The sequence below is a fragment of the Mycobacterium sp. 1465703.0 genome (assembly GCF_001672975.1).
In the GTDB taxonomy this organism is placed as follows: Bacteria; Actinomycetota; Actinomycetes; order Mycobacteriales; family Mycobacteriaceae; genus Mycobacterium.
Genome location: NZ_LZKU01000274.1, coordinates 1 through 19,064 on the forward strand (window position 1 = coordinate 1; position 19,064 = coordinate 19,064).

Sequence of the window (19,064 nt, forward strand, 5' to 3'; positions counted from 1 at the left end):
GAGGACCAGCCCGGCACGCCGCTTCCGGCGCCCGCCGCCGACGGCATCGCCTACGTCATCTACACCTCGGGCACCACCGGTGTCCCCAAAGGTGTTGCAATCACTCATCGCAACGTGACCCAGCTGCTGGAGTCCCTGGATGCGGGTCTGCCGCGGGTGGGTGTGTGGACGCAGAGCCACTCGTACGCCTTCGACGTCTCGGTCTGGGAGATCTTCGGCGCGCTGCTGCGCGGCGGACGGCTGGTAGTGGTGCCCGAGGCGGTGGCCCGTTCACCGAAGGACTTCCAAGCTTTGCTGGCCAACGAAGAGGTCAGTGTGCTGACCCAGACGCCGTCGGCGGTGGCAATGCTGTCGCCAGAGGGGTTGGAGTCGATGTCGCTGGCAGTCGTCGGTGAGGCGTGCCCGGCCGACGTGGTGGACCGCTGGGCCCCCGGACGGGTGATGGTCAATGCTTACGGCCCGACCGAGACCACCATGTGCGTGGCGATCAGTGCGCCGCTGACTCAGGGATCGGGGACACCGCCGATCGGGTTGCCGGTGGACGGTGCGGCCCTGTTCGTGCTCGACCCCTGGCTGCGGCCGGTCCCCGCCGGTGTCGTCGGCGAGTTGTACGTGGCCGGCGACGGCGTGGCCGCCGGGTATCTGGGGCGGTCCACGCTGACCGCGTCGCGGTTCGTGGCGTGCCCGTTCGGGGCGCCCGGATCGCGCATGTATCGCACCGGTGACCTGGTGTGCTGGAACGCCGACGGCCAGCTGAGTTACCGGGGTCGCGCCGACGAGCAGGTCAAGATCCGCGGCTACCGCATCGAACTCGGCGAGGTCCAGGCCGCGCTGGCCGCACTCGACGACGTCGACCAGGCCGTGGTGATCGCCCGCGAGGACCAGCCCGGCGTCAAGCGCCTGGTCGGCTACATCACCGGAACGGCGGACCCGAGCGAGGCACGCACCGCGCTGGCCGAGCGGCTGCCGGTCTACATGGTTCCGGCGGCGGTGGTCGCCCTCGACGCGCTGCCGTTGACACCCAACGGCAAACTTGACACCCGGGCGTTGCCGGCAACGGAGTACCTCGGCAGCCGCTACCGGGCCCCGTCCACCGCCCTCGAACAGTCGTTGGCGGACGGCTTCGCCCGGGTGCTCGGTGTCGAGCGCGTCGGCGTCGACGACTCGTTCTTCGATCTGGGTGGCGACAGCATCTCCGCGATGCGGCTGGTCGCCGCGATCAACGCCAGCCTCGGTGCTGACCTCGCGGTACGCATGTTGTTCGACGCGCCCACCGTCGGCGAATTGAGTCAACGACTGCGCAGCGGCGCGACGGATGCCGACGACGTAGCCCCCGTGCAGACCTTGAAGAAGGGGTCCGGCGTGCCGCTGTTCTGCATCCATCCGGCGGGCGGCGTGAGTTGGCCGTATCAGGTGCTCGGCACGTACCTGGACTGCCCGATCATCGGCATCCAGCAAATTCGCAACGCCGACGAAGCCCGACCGCGTTCGCTCCGCGAGTTGGCCGAGGTGTACGCCGACCGGATCCAGGACGTCCATCCCGGCGGGCCCTACAACATGTTGGGCTGGTCGTTCGGCGGGGTCGTTGCCCACGAGATCGCGATCGAGCTGCAGCGCCGCGGCTGCGTGATAGGGCGCCTGATCCTTCTCGATGCGCAACCCAGCATCGCCGATGGCATTGCTCTGCCCGAGCACGCCCTGGGCGAGCGGCAAGTGCTCGATGATGTGCTGCGGGCCTACAACATCAGCACCGATGCGCACACCGGGCCGCCCACCGACGAGCAACTGGCAGAGTTATTGCGCGAGTCGGGAGTCGCGGACATTTCCCGGCACCAACAGCTCGTCGATCTGCTGGTCGGCAACCTCCACGACAACATCGAGCTCTACCGGGTCCACCAACCCAGGCTGTTCGACGGCGACATCACCGTCTTCTGCGCGGTGCGCGACCAAAGCGATCGCAGTTTCCAGTTGGCCCGGTCGTGGGAGCCCTACGCATCGGGTGACGTCCTCACCCACGCAGTGGACTGCATGCACCACGAGATGCTGGCCGCCGACTCGGTCCAGATGTACGGCGAACAGCTCAACCGTCTGGTCCGGGCGGAGCGGCAACGCGAACTGGCCCCGCACGAACGATTCAATGCGGCATCCGGTGATGACCAGCCGCCGACGAAGTCATGACGGGTACCGGTGACACGCGGCGGCGGTGCGATCCAGTTCACACCTTCGCCGAACGTGGTGATCGCACCACGTTGGCAGTGGGGGTAGGTGGCCCGTTGCAGGACTTTTGCCAGAGCATGCGCGCGCTTCGATCCGGGCAACGGTAGGGTCGAAGACGTGTGCGGAGTCACCGGGGAGGTACGGCTCGACGGGCAGGCGCCCGATGTAGCGGCGGTCTCAGCGATGGCCGCGGTGATGACACCACGGGGCCCGGATGCGGGCGGTGCCTGGTCTCAGGGCCGAGTTGCGCTCGGCCATCGTCGCCTCAAAATCATCGACCTGACCGAGGCCGGTGCCCAGCCGATGGTCGACTCCGAGCTGGGTCTGTCCATCGCCTGGAACGGCTGCATCTACAACTACAAGGAGCTGCGCCAGGAGTTGAGCGGGTATGGCTACCGCTTCTTCTCGCACAGCGACACCGAAGTTCTGATCAAGGCCTACCACCGGTGGGGCGATGACTTCGTCAGCCACCTGTTCGGCATGTTCGCCTTCGCGATCGTCGAACGCGACAGCGGGCGAGTGCTGCTGGGCCGGGACCGGCTTGGCATCAAGCCGTTGTACGTGACCGAGGACAGCCACCGGCTCCGGTTCGCCTCGGCGCTGCCGGCCCTGCTGGCCGGCGGTGGCGTGGACACCCGGATCGACCCGTTCGCCCTGCACCACTACATGACCTTCCACTCGGTGGTGCCCGCACCGGCCACCATCCTGCGCGGTGTCCGCAAGGTGCCGCCGGCCTCGCTGGTGGCCATCGAGCCGGACGGCAAACGCACCCTCACCACCTATTGGGCGCCCGACTTCACCCGGCATGCGGACCGCGCGGATTGGTCGGAGCGCGACTGGGAAGACGCCGTGCTGTCCACTCTGCGATTGGCGGTCAAGCGCCGGCTGGTCGCCGACGTGCCGGTCGGTTGTCTGCTCTCCGGCGGCGTCGACTCCAGCCTGATCGTGGGTCTGCTGTCCGAAGCCGGCCAGCACGGGCTGTCCACCTTCTCCATCGGCTTCGAGTCGGCCGGCGGCGTCAAGGGCGACGAGTTCCAGTACTCCGACATCGTGGCCCAGCGTTTCGAGACCGATCACCACCAGATCCGCATCGAGACCGACCGAATGCTGCCCGCGCTGGACGGCGCGATCGGCGCCATGAGTGAGCCGATGGTCAGTCACGACTGTGTGGCCTTCTATCTGCTCAGCCAGGAAGTGGCTCGGCACGTCAAAGTCGTTCAGTCAGGCCAGGGCGCTGACGAGGTGTTCGCGGGCTACCACTGGTATCCGCCGATGGGCTCACCGGCCGCCGCATCGCTGGAGGGCGCTGTCACCGAGTACCGCGGCGCCTTCTTCGATCGCGATTCCAAGGAACTGGCCGGCCTGCTGGGGCCGGGGATCATGGCGCCCGGCGACCCCAGTGGCCGCTTCGTCACCGAGCACTTCGCGCAGGCCGGCGCCGAAACGGGTGTCGACCGCGCCCTGCGGCTCGACACCACCGTGATGCTGATCGACGACCCGGTGAAGCGCGTCGACAACATGACCATGGCCTGGGGGCTGGAGGGCCGGGTTCCCTTCCTCGACCACGAGTTGGTGGAACTGGCCGCCACCTGCCCCCCGGAGTTGAAGACCGCCCACGAAGGCAAGGGCGTCCTCAAACAGGCTGCGCGACGGGTGATTCCGTCGGAGGTCATCGACCGGCCGAAGGGCTACTTCCCGGTTCCGGCGCTGACCCACCTCGAGGGGCCCTACCTGGACATGGTGCGCGACGCCCTGTATGCGCCGGTTGCCAAGGAGCGCGGGCTGTTTCGTGCAGATGCGGTCGACGCGCTGCTGGCCAACCCCAACGGCAAACTGACCCCGCTGCGCGGCAACGAGCTCTGGCAGATCGCTCTGCTCGAGCTGTGGTTGCAGCGTCACGGTGTCACCGGACCGGTCGCATGACCATGGTCGACCACACCGGCGACCACACCGAGGCGATCACACTCGGCCTGCATGACGCTTCGCCGCAGGAGCTGGTCGATGCGATGGCCAAGGATGTTGAGCTCGAACTAGGTTGGGGCCGACTGATTTTCGGGCAAACTTTCGCCAATTCCCAAGAGTTGGTCGAGGCGCTGCGACGCGAAGGGCCCGGACGCCGCGACATCTGCATCTATGCCCGCGAGTCCCATGTCGTGGTGGCCGAGGCGCCCACCGAGCTGTTCATCGACCCCAGCCACACCTACCGGCTCCGTTTCACCGCCGAAACCAAAAGCCTGGCGCCCACACCGCTGGGTGTCACGGTGCGCACGCTGAACGACCCGATCGATGCCGACGCCATGAACCGCGTCTACGTGCGCTGCGGCATGGTCCCGGCCGGGGTCGACGTCATTTGGGACAACCACCAGCACGTGCCGGCGGTGAAGTACCTGCTGGCGGTGCGCGACGAAGACGGTGCCGTGGTCGGCACCGTCACCGGCGTTGACCACGAGTTGCTGTTCAACGACCCGGAGGAGGGATCGAGCCTGTGGACGTTGGCGGTCGATCCGGCCGCCGGCCTGCCCGGGGTGGGTGGCGCCCTCACCAAGGCCCTGGCCGAGCACTTCCGCAGTGAGGGCCGCGCCTACATGGATCTGTCCGTCGCGCACGACAATGCCGCCGCCATCGGCCTCTACGAAAAGCTGGGTTTCCGCCGCGTCCCGGTGCTGGCGATCAAGCGCAAGAACGCGATCAACGAACCGCTGTTCAGTCCGCCGCCCGAGACGGTCGACGACCTCAACCCGTACGCGCGGATCATCGCCGACGAAGCGCTGCGCCGGGGGATCTGGGTGGAGGTGCTCGACGCCGAGACCGGCGAGATGCGGCTCAGCCACGGCGGCCGCAGCGTCATCACCCGCGAATCGCTGTCCGAATACACCTCGGCGGTGGCCATGTGCCGTTGCGATGACAAACGACTGACCCGTCGCCTGGTCTCCGAGGCCGGCATCACCGTGCCGCGCGCCCGGCTGGCCACCTTCGACGAGAGCGACTTCGCCTTCCTCAAGGAGGTCGGCGAGGTTGTCGTCAAGCCGACCCGTGGCGAGCAGGGGAAAGGCATTACCGTCGGGGTCTCCCCGGACAATGGCCCCGACGACCTGAGCGCCGCCCTGGCGCGGGCCCGTCAGCAATACCCCGACGTGCTGATCGAGCAGCGGGTGACCGGCGACGACCTTCGGCTGGTGGTGATCGACGGCCGCGTAGTGGCCGCCGCACTGCGCTTGCCTCCCGAAATCATCGGTACGGGCGAGCACAGCGTGCGGGACTTGATCGCGGCCGAGAGCCGGCGGCGCTCGGCGGCCACCGGCGGCGAGTCCCGCATCCCACTCGACGACTTGACGGAGTCCACGGTGGCCGAAGCCGGTTGGACTCTGGACGATGTACTGCCGCAGGGCACTCGGCTGCGTGTTCGCCGTACTGCGAACCTGCATCAGGGCGGCACCATCCACGACGTCACCGCGCACGTCAACCAGGAACTGTGTCGCGTCGCGGTGACGGCGGCCGAAGCGATCGGCATCCCGGTGACCGGCATCGACCTGTTGGTGCCCGACGTTACGGGCGCCGAGTACGCCTTCATCGAAGCCAACGAGCGCCCGGGACTGGCCAACCACGAGCCTCAGCCCACCGCCTCGGCTTTCCTCGACTTTCTGTTTCCCGGGCATCCCGGCCAGCCGCAGGCCTGGACTCCCGAGGAGTCGCGTTCCGATCGAAGCTGACGCCGGCCGACTCGGCACCGGTTAGTTTCGGGGCTGAAGGCTAGCGACGGGCGCGGGTGGGTAAATCTCTGTCAACCCAGAACGGAGACCGCATGAGTGCCAGCGCGCAAATCAAAACCATCACGACGCATGTACCGGCGCGGCTGGACCGGCTGCCGTGGTCACGGTTTCACTGGCGCGTCGTGGTCGGCCTGGGCGGGGTGTGGGTGCTCGACGGGCTCGAGGTCACCATGGTGGGCAACGTCTCGGCCCGCCTCATGGAGCACAACAGCGGCATCGCGCTGGACCCGGCACAGATCGGCATGGCGGCCGCGATCTACATCGCCGGGGCCTGCCTGGGTGCGTTGTTCTTCGGTCACCTGACGGACCGCTTCGGCCGGCGAAATCTGTTCATCCTCACCCTCGCGATCTATTTGGTGGCCACCGTCGCGACTGCCTTCGCGTTCGCCCCGTGGTATTTCTTCGTGGCGCGTTTCTTCACCGGCTCTGGCATCGGCGGCGAATACGCCGCCATCAATTCGGCCATCGACGAGTTGATCCCGGCGCGCGTGCGCGGTCGAGTCGACCTGATCATCAACGGAACCTATTGGCTGGGTTCGGCCGCCGGTGCGGGCGGTGCGCTGATCCTGTTGGACACGTCGAACTTCCCGGCCAACGTCGGGTGGCGGCTCGCCTTCGGCATCGGCGCCATCCTCGGCATCTTCGTGCTGCTGGTCCGGCGCAACGTCCCGGAAAGCCCGCGCTGGCTGTTCATTCACGGTCGTGAGGAAGAAGCCGAGCACATCGTCGGCGAGATCGAAGAGGCGGTTCAGCAGGAGACCGGCCAAGCATTGCCCGAACCGCAGGGCAAGGCGCTGCGGATCCGTCAGCGCACCGCGATTTCGTTCCGGGAGATCGCCAGGGTGGCATTCAAGCTCTATCCGCGGCGCGCGATCCTGGGACTGGCGCTGTTCATCGGGCAAGCGTTCCTCTACAACGGCGTCACGTTCAACCTGGGCACTCTGCTCAGCCAGTTCTACGCCGTGCCGTCGGGCATGGTGCCGGTGTTCTTCGTTATATGGGCCCTGAGTAACTTCGCCGGCCCGTTGGTGCTCGGGCACTTGTTCGACACCGTCGGCCGCAAACCGATGATCACGCTGACTTATATCGGCTCCGCTGTCGCGGTGGTGGCGCTGGCGGTGGTGTTTGTCACCCAGGCCGGCGGTGTGTGGGCCTTCATCGGCGTGCTGATCGTCGCCTTCTTCCTGGCCTCGGCCGGCGCCAGCGCGGCGTACCTGACGGTCAGCGAGATCTTCCCGATGGAGACCCGGGCACTGGCGATCGCATTCTTCTATGCGATGGGCACGGCGATCGGTGGCATCACCGGACCGTTGCTCTTCGGTCAGCTGATTAACTCGGGCATGCGCTCGGCGGTCGTCTGGTCATTCCTCATCGGCGCGGTCGTGATGGCGGCGGCCGGGCTGGTCGAACTCTGGCTCGGCATCGCCGCCGAGCAGCGCCCGCTGGAAGAACTGGCGTTGCCGTTGACCGTAGAAGACGCTGAGCGCGAAGACGATTCGGCACCGGTTACGGACTGAGCCGCGGGCTATCTGATGAGCGTCGTCAGCCGGGCGATTAACGGTTGTCGTCGTCACCGCTGGTGCGTTCGGTGAGCCCTTCTCGGGACAGCGCACGGACGAATCCGTAGGCTTGCATGCCGGCCGGGCCGGGATTGTCGAAGATCCATTCGTTGATTTTTTCCAGCGCGTTGGCCAGGTCGTCGCGCTTGACCCGCACCAGGTAGGTCTTTCGGTCGTCGCTGGGATCCTCGATGGATTCGGCAACGGCGACCGGATTCTTGAACGCGTACGCGATCCCATGGACCGCGTCGTGGTTCAGCGCCCATTGAATTTCGCTGGGGCGCAATCTGTTCACCGCCAGATTACGGTAGTCATGGTCGTCGTCTGAACTGCTCACCTGGCCGGTGATCCTTTTCTGTGTGCATCGAGGAAGTGGGGTAGCGATCGATTGACGGGGTGTCGCGCGAAGCGATCCGATCAGGTTTCAAACCGGGCCTTTTCATCATAGGAAGATGCGCCGTCGACTGCATGCCGAGCGCTTTCGCGCAACTTCATTTCGGTCGGCACCATGCTCAGCGGCGATACTTCAAAAACAGATAGCCGTCGCAGACCAACGTGTGCTCGAGGCGCAAGGTGACGGGGGCGGGCAGCCGCGCCGGCTGCCACCGGTAACCCACCGGTTGGCTCGCCGCCAGTTTGGGGGCAAGCGTCAGGCACAGCTCGGTGATGGCGTCGGCTTCCACCAGCTCGTCGAGCAGCGTCGGCCCGCCCTCGCACAAGATGCGGTGCATGCCCCGCTCGCGCAGCATCGCGACCGCGCGCCCGACGTTCACCGAGTCCTCCCCGGCGACCAGGAGGTGTTGCCGGTCGTCGTCGGGGTCATATCGTGCCGCGGTTCGCGCGCAGGTCACCAGGATCGGCGGCTGCCGGGGATTGCTGAAAAGCCGGGCCGGGAGCTCGCCACTTCGGCTCACCACGGCGATCGGCGGCGGTTCAGCGCGCCCTTCGTGCTGCCGCCTGGCCCGGGCCGCATCGCTGAGCATCACCGGACCGTAGTTTTCGGCGCGGGCGGTGCCGGCCCCGACCAATACGACGTCGGCGAGGCCGCGCAGGATCTTCAGCAGTCGTTGATCGGTGGGGCATGACAGCGGCCCGGCGCGACCGCCGAATGCGGCGGCGCCGTCGGCGCTGAAAATCATGTTGGCGCGCACGCCATCCGGGGGGTCTGCGTAAAACGGGGCGAGCTCGATGATGCTGGGGATGGCACTGATGCGGGGCGACTCGTCCACGCGTTACGCCTCGTGCCCAGGTTGCAACTGGCGCACGTCACCGAAGGACACCCAGCTCTCCAGTTCGGTTGGCGGACTGCCTTCGACCGGTGCGAGCAGATGCCCGACGTGGTCACCCAGCGAGAAACGTTCCAGGATCTCGCCGACGAACCAAGCGGCGGCATCGTCCAGGATGGGCATCTGTTCCGGTCCACCGTGCCAGGAACAGCGGTCGAATTTGTTGACTTCGTCACCGGTCTGGCTGCCGAAGAGCTCGGCCACCTCGAGATGCTCGTGGTCGAACACGTGCACGGCCAGGTGGGAGGCGTCGCGAGCGATCCGGAAGGTGTGGTTGCGCCGTGAGAGGCCGACCAGGAATCGGGGCGGGTGGATGCTGGTCTGGCTGGCGAAACCCACCAGGCAACCGGCCAAGGTGCCGTTGGCCCGGGTGGTGACGACGAACATCGGATAGTTCAGCAGCGCCACCAGCTTGTCGAATGCTTCGTTTCCCGGATCGGCCATCCGGTCAGTCTTCCCCGTCAGGTCCCGGTGGAATCGCGCCTTCGTGATTTGCCGGCGGACGGGGCATCTTTGCCCCGCAACATCCTCGGGCCGATGAATTGCCGAACGAGGTAGACGATGACGCCGATGCCCACCACCGCCACACCGGTCAGCACCGACCACAGCGGCAGGGCGAAAGCCAGCACCAGGCAGCCGAGCAGCCCGATCACCGGAATGGCCCGGTGTGGGCGGCCCTCATCGCGCCCGAGGGTGACCGCGGAGGCGTTGGCGACGGCGTAGTAGATCAGTACGGCGAACGAGGAAAACCCGATGGCGTCACGCAGGTCGGTGGTGGCGGCCAGGATCGCAACCACGGCGCCGATCACCAACTCCGCCCGGTGCGGCACCTGAAACCGTGGGTGCACGGCGGCAAGCACGTGGGGGAGATGGCGGTCACGTGCCATGGCCAATGTGGTGCGCGAGACGCCCAGAATCAGCGCGAGCAACGAGCCCACCGCCGCGACCACCCCGCCCACCTGGACGACGGGAACCAGCCAGTCCGCTCCGGCCGCGCGGGCCGTATCGACCAGCGGGGCGGCGCTGCGGGCGAGGCGGCTCGGCCCCAGCACCGAGAGCGCGGAAAACGCGACCAGGGTGTAGACGGCCAGGGTGATGGTTAACGCCAGCGGTATCGCGCGTGGAATGGTGCGGGCCGGGTCGCGTACCTCTTCACCGAGTGTCGCGATGCGCGCGTAGCCGGCAAAAGCGAAGAACAGCAGACCGGCGGCCTGCACTACACCGCCGGCCGTCGCGCCGGCCGGGCGGAGTTGATCGATGGCCGGCGTCGCGGACGCGAACGCGGTGAGGATCACCGCGGCGAGCACGGCCAGAACCGCGGCGACGATGATGCGGGTCAGCCACGCCGACTTCTGCACGCCGGCATAGTTCACCGCGGTCAGCGCGACCACCGCCCCGACGGCCACCGCATGCGCGTGTGCCGGGAAGGCATAGACACCGACGGTCAACGCCATCGCCGCGCACGACGCGGTCTTGCCGACCACAAAACCCCACCCGGCCAGGTATCCCCAGAAATCTCCCAGTCGTTTTCGGCCGTAGACATAGGTGCCGCCCGACGCGGGGTAGCGTGCCGCCAGCCGCGCCGACGAAGTGGCGTTGCAGTAGGCCACCACCGCTGCCAGCGCCAGGCCCAGCAGCAACCCCGCGCCGGCGGCATGCGCCGCGGGCGCCAGTGCCGCGAAGATCCCGGCCCCGATCATCGACCCCAGCCCGATCGTCACCGCATCGAAAACACCCAGACTCCGGCGCAATTCGCCGTTGGCGGGTGTGGCGTTCAGTGGGGTGCTTTCCGACACTTGGTCTCCTCTCGGAGAAGGAACACGATGTCACCGTGCGCGACGTTAACCTATCAAACCAGCTTGATGTATTGTCCGGGAGTATGGTGCCAGTCAATCGAGCGGCCGTTCCACCGCTGATGCGGATGGCCTCACATCCACTGCGGTGGGCATTGCTCACCACGTTGGCATCCGGGGACCACCGGGTGCGGGAATTGGCTGCCGCCGTTGGCGAGCCGCAGAACCTGGTCTCGTATCACTTGCGGCTGTTGCGTTCGGCCGGACTCATCGATGCGCGACGCAGTACCTTCGATGGCCGCGATACCTATTACTGGTTGAACCTGACGAGGTGCGCGAAGGGATTCGGTGAAGCCGCCGCCGCCCTGCACCCGGCGCTGGCGCCCACGCCTCCGGCCAAGCCGGCACCGCGGTCGGTGTTGTTCTTGTGCACCGGCAACAGCGCGCGCTCACCCATGGCCGCGGCACTGCTCGAGAAACGGGGCCAGGGCCGCATTCGGACGGCGAGCGCGGGCAGTCATCCCAAACCGCAGCTTCACGTCAACGCCGTCCGGGTGATGCGCGAGGAGTACGGCATCGACCTCAGTGGTACCCGGCCTCAACCCTTGGCCGCGGTTTCCCGACGTCGCTTCGACTGCGTGATCACGTTGTGCGACAAGGTGCGCGAATACGCGCGCGATCAAGGCCTGGCCACCACGACGCATTGGAGCCTGCCCGACCCGTCGGCCGCCGATGCCGGGTATCCCGAGTTTCGGCGGGTGGCAAGCGAATTGAGCCGTCGGGTCGATTTCTTCATTCCGGTTCTGATGGCTCAGGCCAGCGGGCGGTGACGATGGTGCTCAACCGGCGTGAGTTCGGCAAGTGGGCCGGCCTCGCATTGGCGGCGGCAACGGGAAGCGTCGCGGCCGGTGCGGACGCCGCCTGTTCGCACCCCTCACCCCCCGGCCCGCCCGGCGGCAAAGCCGACTACACACTGCGGATCGGCTCCGGAAAAGTTGAGTTGGCTCCCGACCGGATCGTGTCGACTTTGACCTACAACGGCCAGTTTCCGGGTCCGCTGCTGCGGTTCAGGGAGGGGCGGCGCACCTGGGTCGATGTCTTCAACGACACCGATTTTCCGGAACAGTTGCACTGGCACGGCCAGCACGTCCCGGTCGACGTGGACGGCGCCGCCGAAGAGGGAACCCCTGACATTCCCGCGCACGGAATGCGCAGAATTTCTTTTGTGCCCGGCCCGGCGGGCTTCCGCTTCTATCACAGCCACGTCGTTCCGCGCGCCGATCTGTCCCGCGGCCAGTACAGCGGTTTGGTTGGCCCGGTCTACATCGAACCCGCGCACAACGCGGGTGCCTACGACCAGGAAATCTTCCTGACGCTCAAGGAGTTTGAGCCCATGTTGAGTCGTGGCGGCGACATGGCCAGTGACTTTCTGATCGGTGAGCAAGACGCCGACCTCAAACAGCGGGGGGAGTCGGCAATGGCCGCCTCGCTGAGTCGAGGTGAGTTACCGGGCAATGAGGTGGGTTACGGGGCGTTCGCCATCAACGGGCGCATGCTCGGCCACGGCGATCCGATCCGCGTGCACGCCGGTCAGCGGGTATTGCTCCATGTCCTCAACGGCAGCGCCACCGAGACTCGCAGCTTGGCCCTGGCCGGGCACACCTTCAACATCGTTGCGCTGGACGGCAATCCGGTTTCCGTGCCCGCCGCCGTCCCGGTGCTATGGCTCGGTGCGGGCGAACGCATCTCGGCCATCGTCAGCATGACCAACCCGGGGGTCTGGGTGTTGGGCGATCTGTCCGACGACGACCGCGACCACGGAATGGGGGTGGTCGTCGAATATGCCGGGCGTAGCGGGGATCCGCAATGGGCGCCGCCCCCGTCGTTCGCGTGGGATTACCGGCTGTTCGGCACGCCCCAACCGGCGAGCCTGCCACCGCCCGATCACACCATCGACATGTTGATCGAGAAACGCAACGCCGCCGACAACGGTTTCAATGTCTGGACGATCAACGGCGTGCCTTTCGCGATGGATACCAACAAACCGGTGCTCGACATCGAGCGAAACAAGCGCTACCGGCTGCGTTTCCGCAACGCCAGCGACGACCTGCACCCCATGCACTTACACCGGCATACGTTCGAAATCACCCGGTTCGCCGGGACGCCCACCGCGGGCGTGCGCAAGGACGTCGCGATGCTCGGCGGCTACCAAACCATGGAGGTCGATTTCGTCGCCGATCAACCCGGTCTTTCGCTGCTGCATTGCCATCAACAAATCCACATGGACTACGGACTCATGCTGCTGCTCAACACCGCCTGATCGGCCGCGCTGGGGTCGGTGAAGATTCACCTTGCAGCTCCTTACCCCAGCGGATTGTTCTGCCGCACGCCGCGATACATGCCCCAACGCACGATCCACGGCATCACCACGCGCTCGACGGACCAGGACGGGAAGCGGAAGGAATGTCCGGTCGGCAAAAAAACCTCCAGCCCGTTGGGCTGTATTCCCACTAACGAACCCCACCGCCGCGTCGGCGCACGGTAGCTGCGCAGTGGCCGTCCGCCGAAGTCGGACAGGACGTTGCGCGCCACCAACGCGTCGCCACGGTTGCGGGCCGAGCTGCGCAACGGGTCGGTCGCCGCGACGTCGCCGACCGCGAACACCCCCCGCTGACCGGGCACCCGCAGCTCCGGGGTGACGCTGACGAATCCGCGCTCGTCGAGCAGGTCGGCTGGCAGCCAGTCGGTGTTGGGCCGCACCCGCCCGATCGCCCACAGCACGGCGTCGGCCGTCGCCGGGGGTTGTCCGGTGCTCCAGTAGACCGGTTCGGCGGTCAGGTCATCGCCGGTGAAGCCCTCGGTCAGCACCGCGCGGTGTCCCGGGTGCACGCCGACGTCGAGCGCGGTCAGCCGGCTGCGGATCCGTTGCCACGTCCGCGGATGATGCACCTGCAGCGCGGACTGTCCCGGGAAGTACAGGTCGACGCTCTTGTCTGGCCAGGTGGTCGCCATATTGAGCGCGCTGCTGACCGCCGCCGCACCGCCGCCCACCACGATCACCGACTTGGCGGCTGCCAGCCGGTCGTGCGCGGCACGCAGTCCCGCGCCGATCTCGGCGGCCGACTGTAGGGTCGGTTGGCGCCAAAATCCGTTGCTGACGCCGGTCGAGATGATCAGCGCGTCGTATGCCTCGGTCATGGTTGTGCCGTCTTCGCGTCGGCAGAAGACGAGTCGGGCGGCCAGGTCCACCCCGGTCAGCGTTGCCTGCAGCGTTTGAACCCGATCGAGGCTGCGGAAGCGGTCAAACGGAATCCAGTAGTCGCGGGCCCAATCGTGCGGACGCGACAGCCGGACGCCGAGTTCTTGCCCGCTCACCAGCGCGGGTTTGGCCGAGATCCCGACGACGTCGGCATGCCGGGACAACCGGATCGCCGCGAGGACGCCCACGTCCCCGAGCCCGGCGACGATGACACGCTTACGGTTCATCCCGCTATCCTGCCCTGCGTATCGTGCGGACGAGCCGTTGAACTGATCCGAGATTGAGGGGGCCACAGGTGATCGTTTCGTCTGGATCCGCTCGCCCGGAATCCGCGGTGTCGGTGCATCCGCGGGTGAGTGCGGCGCTGCGCACCGCGGTGCGTGTCACTGCGCCGCGCCCCACCGCGGCCCAGCGCGCCGCCAAGGACTTCGAAAAAAGACTGATTCCCGCGGTCATCGCCGAGATCCGGTGGTCGTTCACCCGGCCGCGCACCTGGCTGATGGGTGTGGTGGCCAACGTGATCTTCGCTGCCGGCTGGTTGCTGGTGCAGCCGCTGACTCTCGGCCGTCACCATGATTGGGTGATTCTGGTGGGCACCTACTTCTCGTCCTGGGTGCTGGCCGATGTCACCACCACGAACTTCCTGGGCGCCGACCATTACCGGATTCTTCGGGGTTTGTCCGCTCGCGTGCCGTTCTGGCGAATCCTGTTGATCAAGAACCTCGCCCTGCTCGCGATCGTCGGTCTGCCCACCCTGGCCGCCGCGGTCGCGTTGACGCTGTGGCTGGAAACCCCTGCACGCCTGGCCATTACGATCCCCACCGTCGCGGTACCCATCGTATCCTGGCTGGGCGTCGGCAACCTCATCTCGGTGCTGTACCCGGTCAGTGTCGAGCCGCTGATCCGGCGCTGGCGCCGGCGCGGTGATCTGCGCCGCACCCGCAGTTGGGTAGTGGCCCTCACGCTGCCCTACGCGCTGTACTACGTGGCCGATCCGATGAACGGTGTGGAGCATCGCGTGCTGTGGCATCGAGCGCCCGCGCTGATCTGGCCGGTGCTCGGGCGGGACACCAAGAGTTTCGTGCACCTCGCCATCGCCGTCAGTGTGTGGATCGCCGGCAGCATCGCCGCGGTGTTTTGGGTGCGCCGGCGCGGATTGCAGATCCGCTAGGACACCTGCGGTTTGATCTCTTCAATGACCCACTGCGCGTAGTCGAGGTATTCGTCCACGCCGCCCACGGCGGGAGCGGGTACCGCGGTCATCGTCACGCCCTGCTCGGCAAGCCAATTCAACCGGTCGACGATTTGTCCCGCGCTCATGCCGGGACGGTCGCTGGTGCTGCGCGCGACGTGTCCTTCACCGACCCGGTTGGTGCCCAGCCCGTGCATCACCTCGAATTCCCGCCCGTCATAGGAAGGGTGGGACTTGATGTAGTCGAGTTTTTCCGGGATCTGCTCGGGCGGTGTGAGAAACGGCCACCACCCGGACCCGAAGTCGGCCGCCCTGCGCAGCGCGGCCTCGACGTCACCGCCGATCCAGATCGGAAGATGCGGTTTCTGAACAGGTTTCGGCTCGAATGCGATGTCGGCGAACGACACATACCGGCCTTCGAACCGAGGGGAGTCGCTGGTCCACAATTCGACGATGGCGGCCAGATATTCGTCGGCGATGCGGCCCCGTTCCCCGAACGGCACCCCGAGCAGCTCGAACTCGCGGGCCAGCCAGCCCACCCCGAAGGTCACCATCATCCGGCCCCCGCTCATCCAGTCCGCGGTGGCCAGCGCTTTGGCCAGCACGATGGGGTGCTGCAGCGGCAGGATGGTGACGCAGGAGTTGATGGCCACCCGCTCGGTGGCGCCGGCGATGAAGGCCTGCGCGGTCGTCGAGTGCAGGTAGTGCGGCCCGGACAACTCGACGTGGTCAGTGGGGATGACGAGATGCTCAGGCACCGCAATCATGTCGTAGCCCCACCGGTCCGCGCATTGCATCATGCGTCGTTGTTCGGGTCCGGTGACGGCCGCCTCCCATGGCTGGGTAATCGCCTTGAGGCGCAGCAGGTGCGGAACGGGGAAGGCAAATTTCATGGGCGTCCCAGCCAGCGGTCCATGTCCTCCAATCTAGGGGTCGGGGTTGTTAACCTGGCGGCATGGCCTCCGAAACGGACCCTGCCGGGCAAAAGCCGGCTAACGCAGCGCTTGCCGCCACCAGCTGGGCGCTGCTGGGCATGATGTCCTACGAAGAGGAAGTTTCGGGCTACGACCTCAAGAAATGGATCGATTGGAGCGTCGACCTCTATTACTGGAGCCCGTCGTACAGCCAGATCTACACCGAGCTGAAAAAGCTGGAGTCGTTGGGACTGGTGACGTCGCGCGTGGAGCGCGACGAGGGCACCCGCAGCCGCCGGCTGTACAAGATCACCTCGGCTGGGATGGACGCCGTCACCGAGTGGACCAACCATGCGCCGGTGGATCCGCCGGTGCTGAAGCACAGTGTGCTGCTTCGCGTTACGTTCGGCCACCTCAGTAATCCGGCTCGGTTGAAGGAATTGCTGCAGGAGCACGTGGCGTACGCCGAAGCCAGGCACCGCAAGGCGGTCGAGGACGCCGATGGCGCCGAGGGCGAACCCGCGTGGGCGTATTCGGTCATCGCGTTGCGCTGGGCGGCGAAGTACTACGCCGCCGAACGTGAGTTCGCCTTGGAGCTCATCAAGGACATCGACGAGGCTGACGCCGTGCTGAAGAAGGCCGCGAAGGGCGGCTTCGGGAAGCCGCGTCCCACGCCGGGGTATTGGCGCGAAATCGAGAAGCAGGTGCAGGCGAAGCGCGAGGCGGACTAGTTCCGGCGGTGGCGGCCGGTTTCGCCCGTGCCGCCGGGCGTCCCGCCACACGCGGGCATGATTACGGATATCGAATACGCATAGCGAAATCCCTTGTCTCACTGTGGTTTCAGTGGTCACAATGCGGGGTTTATTGTCGGTGGTGCTTCTTACGCTGCGGAGTATGGGTTCGAGTAGTCGGGAAGAGATCGTCGAGGCCTTCGACGCGCTCGATGCCGCGCTCGATGGTGTGGGTGGTCTGAGTTTCGGCGCGCTGACGCCCCGAGAATGCCTGGCGTTGTTGGAGCGCTGTGAGAAAGCGCGACGCCGGCTGCCAGTGGCCGAACATCAGCTCATCAATCACGTTGCCCGGCAAGCCGGCCCAGAGGAGCTTGGCGGCACGCTGTCGCACGCCCTGGCCGATCGGACCTTGATCAGTCGCGCCGAAGCCTCTCGCCGCATCAAGGAAGCCGCCGACCTGGGACCGCGCCACGGGTTGACCGGCGAGCCCATCGCACCGGTGCTGGCCGCCACCGCTGCCCGACAGCGCGCGGGAGAGCTCGGGGCCGGTCAGGTCGCCGTCATCCGCCGGTTCTGCCACCAGCTGCCCGGCTGGGTGGATCAGCTCACCCGGCAGCGGGCCGAAGCTGATCTGGCCCGGCAAGGCAGTCAGTATCGGCCCGAGCAGCTGACCGGGTTGGCTGACATGCTGGCCGATTGCCTCAACCCGGACGGGACGTTCAGCGACGAAGACCGGACCCGCCGCCGTGGCCTGGTTGTCGGCCGCCAGGAATCAGACGGCATGTCGGTGCTGCGCGGCTGGATCACCCCCGAACTGCGCGCCACCCTGGAAGCCGTGCTGGCCAAGCTGGCCGCACCGGGGATGTGCAACCCCTTCGACGAAACGCCATGCGTGGACGGCACGCCCACCCAAGACGCCATCAACCGCGACCCACGCTCGGCCGGCCAACGTAACCATGACGGCCTCAACGCGGGATTGCGTGCGCTGCTGGCCTCCGGAAAGCTGGGTCAACACAACGGTTTACCGGCTTCCATCGTGGTCACCACAACGCTCCACGAGCTGGAATCGGCCGCCGGGCGGGGCCTGACCGGTGGCGGCACCATCTTGCCAATGAGTGATGTGATCCGCCTGGCCCGCCATTCCCGTCACTATCTGGTGATCTTCGACAAGGGCAAGGCGCTAGCGCTGTACCACACCAAACGACTCGCTTCGCCAGGACAGCGAATTGTGCTGTATGCCAAGGATCGCGGGTGCTCGGCGCCCGGCTGCGACGTCAAGGGCTACTACTGCGACGTCCATCACGTCACCGACTACAGCAAGTGCCACACCACCGACGTCAACGACCTGACCTTCGCCTGCGGACCGCAACACCGCCTGCTAAGACCCGGCGGCTGGACCACTCGCAAAAACGCCCGCGGCGACACCGAATGGATTCCACCGCCACACCTGGACCGGGGCCAACCGCGAATCAACACCTTCCATCATCCCGAGAAGCTTCTCCGCGATGGAGACGACGAGGAGGACGGCGGTCCCGGCGCGGAATGACCGCCTGATATGACGCCCGCTAGTTCTGGTGGCGGCGACCCGCGTCGCACGCCGCGATGTAGCCGTACACCAGCCCCTGCGCGATCGTCGCGCCCGCACCCGGATACGTCGTGCCGAACGCGTTCGCGGCGGTATTGCCGATCGCATACAACCCGGCGATCACCCCGCCGTCCTCACGCAGCACTCGCGCCCGCTCGTCGGTCTTGAGGCCACCGCAGGTGCCCAGGTCGGACAGCACCACCTTCACGGCGTAGAAGGGGCCTTTGACCAACGGACGCAGGTTCGGGTTCGGCTTGATCGTCGGGTCGCCGTAATAGCGGTCGTAGGCGCTGCGGCCGCGGCCGAAGTCGGGATCGTCGCCGGCGGCGGCGTGGTGGTTGAACCGGGTCATCGTCTCGAAGAACGTCGATACCGGCACGCCGATCCGAGCGCCCAGATCGGTGAGGTTGTCCGCTCGGGCCGCGATGCCGGCGTCATACCAGGCCTGCGGGACCCTCATGCGCGGGAAGAGTTCGGCGGCAAAGACATAACTATTGCGGTACTGCTGATCGAAGATGATCCACATCGTCTCGACCGGGTGGCCGGACCGCTCCAGCTCGAGCAGCCGCTGCCCGAAGGACATGTAATCGGTCGCTTCGTTGGCGAACCGGCGCCCGTTCTGGTCCACGATCAGGCAGCCTGGGAGCGACCGCTCGGCCAGCATCACCGCGGGCGCCTTGCCGGGCAGTGGCGCGATGGCGGGGAACCACCACGCCTGATCCATCAGGTCGATGCCGGCGCCGAGTTCCTGGCCCGCG

General features: G+C 66.7%; 16 protein-coding genes. 9 read left to right on the forward strand and 7 right to left on the reverse strand.

Translation table 11 applies throughout. The features are described from left to right. From A5625_RS25830 to A5625_RS25845, 4 genes are all read left to right on the forward strand, one after another. Positions 1-2,178, forward strand: a 2,178-nt coding sequence (locus tag A5625_RS25830) for an amino acid adenylation domain-containing protein (RefSeq protein ID WP_156748567.1), incomplete at its 5' end; no start/stop codon positions are given. A 156-nt stretch (positions 2,179-2,334) separates the two neighbouring features. Further along, positions 2,335-4,140 (forward strand): N-acetylglutaminylglutamine amidotransferase, encoded by a 1,806-nt coding sequence (locus A5625_RS25835; RefSeq protein ID WP_067001051.1) that lies wholly within the window; start codon positions 2,335-2,337, stop codon positions 4,138-4,140. Continuing rightward, positions 4,137-5,927, forward strand: coding sequence for an N-acetylglutaminylglutamine synthetase (gene ngg, locus A5625_RS25840; protein ID WP_067001054.1), 1,791 nt, complete (start codon positions 4,137-4,139; stop codon positions 5,925-5,927). Before A5625_RS25835 ends, ngg begins: the two co-directional genes overlap by 4 nt. 92 nt (positions 5,928-6,019) lie before the next feature. Further along, the gene (locus A5625_RS25845; protein ID WP_067001058.1) at positions 6,020-7,504 is read left to right on the forward strand and encodes an MFS transporter; all 1,485 of its coding nucleotides are present in this window, start codon (positions 6,020-6,022) and stop codon (positions 7,502-7,504) included. A gap of 37 nt (positions 7,505-7,541) precedes the next feature. Here A5625_RS25845 and A5625_RS25850 read toward each other — a convergent pair whose 3' ends face one another. The 4 genes from A5625_RS25850 to A5625_RS25865 form a co-directional block, all read right to left on the reverse strand. Next, on the reverse strand, positions 7,542-7,883 hold the full coding sequence (locus A5625_RS25850) for a hypothetical protein (RefSeq protein WP_067001061.1): 342 nt from the start codon (positions 7,881-7,883) through the stop codon (positions 7,542-7,544). Positions 7,884-8,058: 175 nt separating this feature from the next. Further along, on the reverse strand, positions 8,059-8,775 hold the full coding sequence (locus A5625_RS25855; RefSeq protein ID WP_067001064.1) for a pyrimidine reductase family protein: 717 nt from the start codon (positions 8,773-8,775) through the stop codon (positions 8,059-8,061). Positions 8,776-8,778: 3 nt separating this feature from the next. Then, positions 8,779-9,276: a flavin reductase family protein gene (locus A5625_RS25860; protein WP_067001067.1), complete on the reverse strand. Its 498-nt coding sequence runs from the start codon at positions 9,274-9,276 to the stop codon at positions 8,779-8,781. Positions 9,277-9,293: 17 nt separating this feature from the next. Further along, entirely contained in the window at positions 9,294-10,610 is a 1,317-nt protein-coding gene (locus tag A5625_RS25865) for an APC family permease (protein WP_067001088.1), read from the reverse strand. Between the two features lie 101 nt (positions 10,611-10,711). Here A5625_RS25865 and A5625_RS25870 point away from each other — a divergent pair, with 101 nt between their 5' ends. Then, positions 10,712-11,455: an ArsR family transcriptional regulator gene (locus A5625_RS25870; RefSeq protein ID WP_067001070.1), complete on the forward strand. Its 744-nt coding sequence runs from the start codon at positions 10,712-10,714 to the stop codon at positions 11,453-11,455. Between the two features lie 2 nt (positions 11,456-11,457). Then, the gene (locus tag A5625_RS25875; RefSeq protein ID WP_232003827.1) at positions 11,458-12,945 is read left to right on the forward strand and encodes a multicopper oxidase family protein; all 1,488 of its coding nucleotides are present in this window, start codon (positions 11,458-11,460) and stop codon (positions 12,943-12,945) included. Between the two features lie 41 nt (positions 12,946-12,986). On the opposite strand, the gene A5625_RS25880 is transcribed toward A5625_RS25875, so the two are convergent. Continuing rightward, complete coding sequence (locus tag A5625_RS25880) at positions 12,987-14,111, reverse strand: FAD-dependent oxidoreductase (RefSeq protein WP_067001076.1); 1,125 nt, start codon at positions 14,109-14,111, stop codon at positions 12,987-12,989. Between the two features lie 68 nt (positions 14,112-14,179). Between A5625_RS25880 and A5625_RS25885 the strand changes: the two genes are divergently transcribed. After that, positions 14,180-15,055 carry a hypothetical protein gene (locus tag A5625_RS25885; RefSeq protein WP_197516233.1) on the forward strand — a complete coding sequence of 292 codons (876 nt, stop codon included), beginning with the start codon at positions 14,180-14,182 and terminating at the stop codon, positions 15,053-15,055. Here A5625_RS25885 and A5625_RS25890 read toward each other — a convergent pair. After that, positions 15,052-15,969 (reverse strand): TIGR03619 family F420-dependent LLM class oxidoreductase, encoded by a 918-nt coding sequence (locus tag A5625_RS25890; protein ID WP_067001079.1) that lies wholly within the window; start codon positions 15,967-15,969, stop codon positions 15,052-15,054. The genes A5625_RS25885 and A5625_RS25890 overlap by 4 nt on opposite strands. 62 nt (positions 15,970-16,031) lie before the next feature. Between A5625_RS25890 and A5625_RS25895 the strand changes: the two genes are divergently transcribed. Beyond that, entirely contained in the window at positions 16,032-16,721 is a 690-nt protein-coding gene (locus tag A5625_RS25895) for a PadR family transcriptional regulator (RefSeq protein ID WP_067001083.1), read from the forward strand. Positions 16,722-16,884: 163 nt separating this feature from the next. Then, entirely contained in the window at positions 16,885-18,267 is a 1,383-nt protein-coding gene (locus tag A5625_RS25900; RefSeq protein ID WP_067001086.1) for an HNH endonuclease signature motif containing protein, read from the forward strand. A 19-nt stretch (positions 18,268-18,286) separates the two neighbouring features. Here the strand turns inward: A5625_RS25900 and A5625_RS25905 are convergent. Continuing rightward, the coding region (locus tag A5625_RS25905; protein ID WP_156748572.1) for an FAD-binding protein at positions 18,287-19,064 on the reverse strand (778 nt) is incomplete at its 5' end.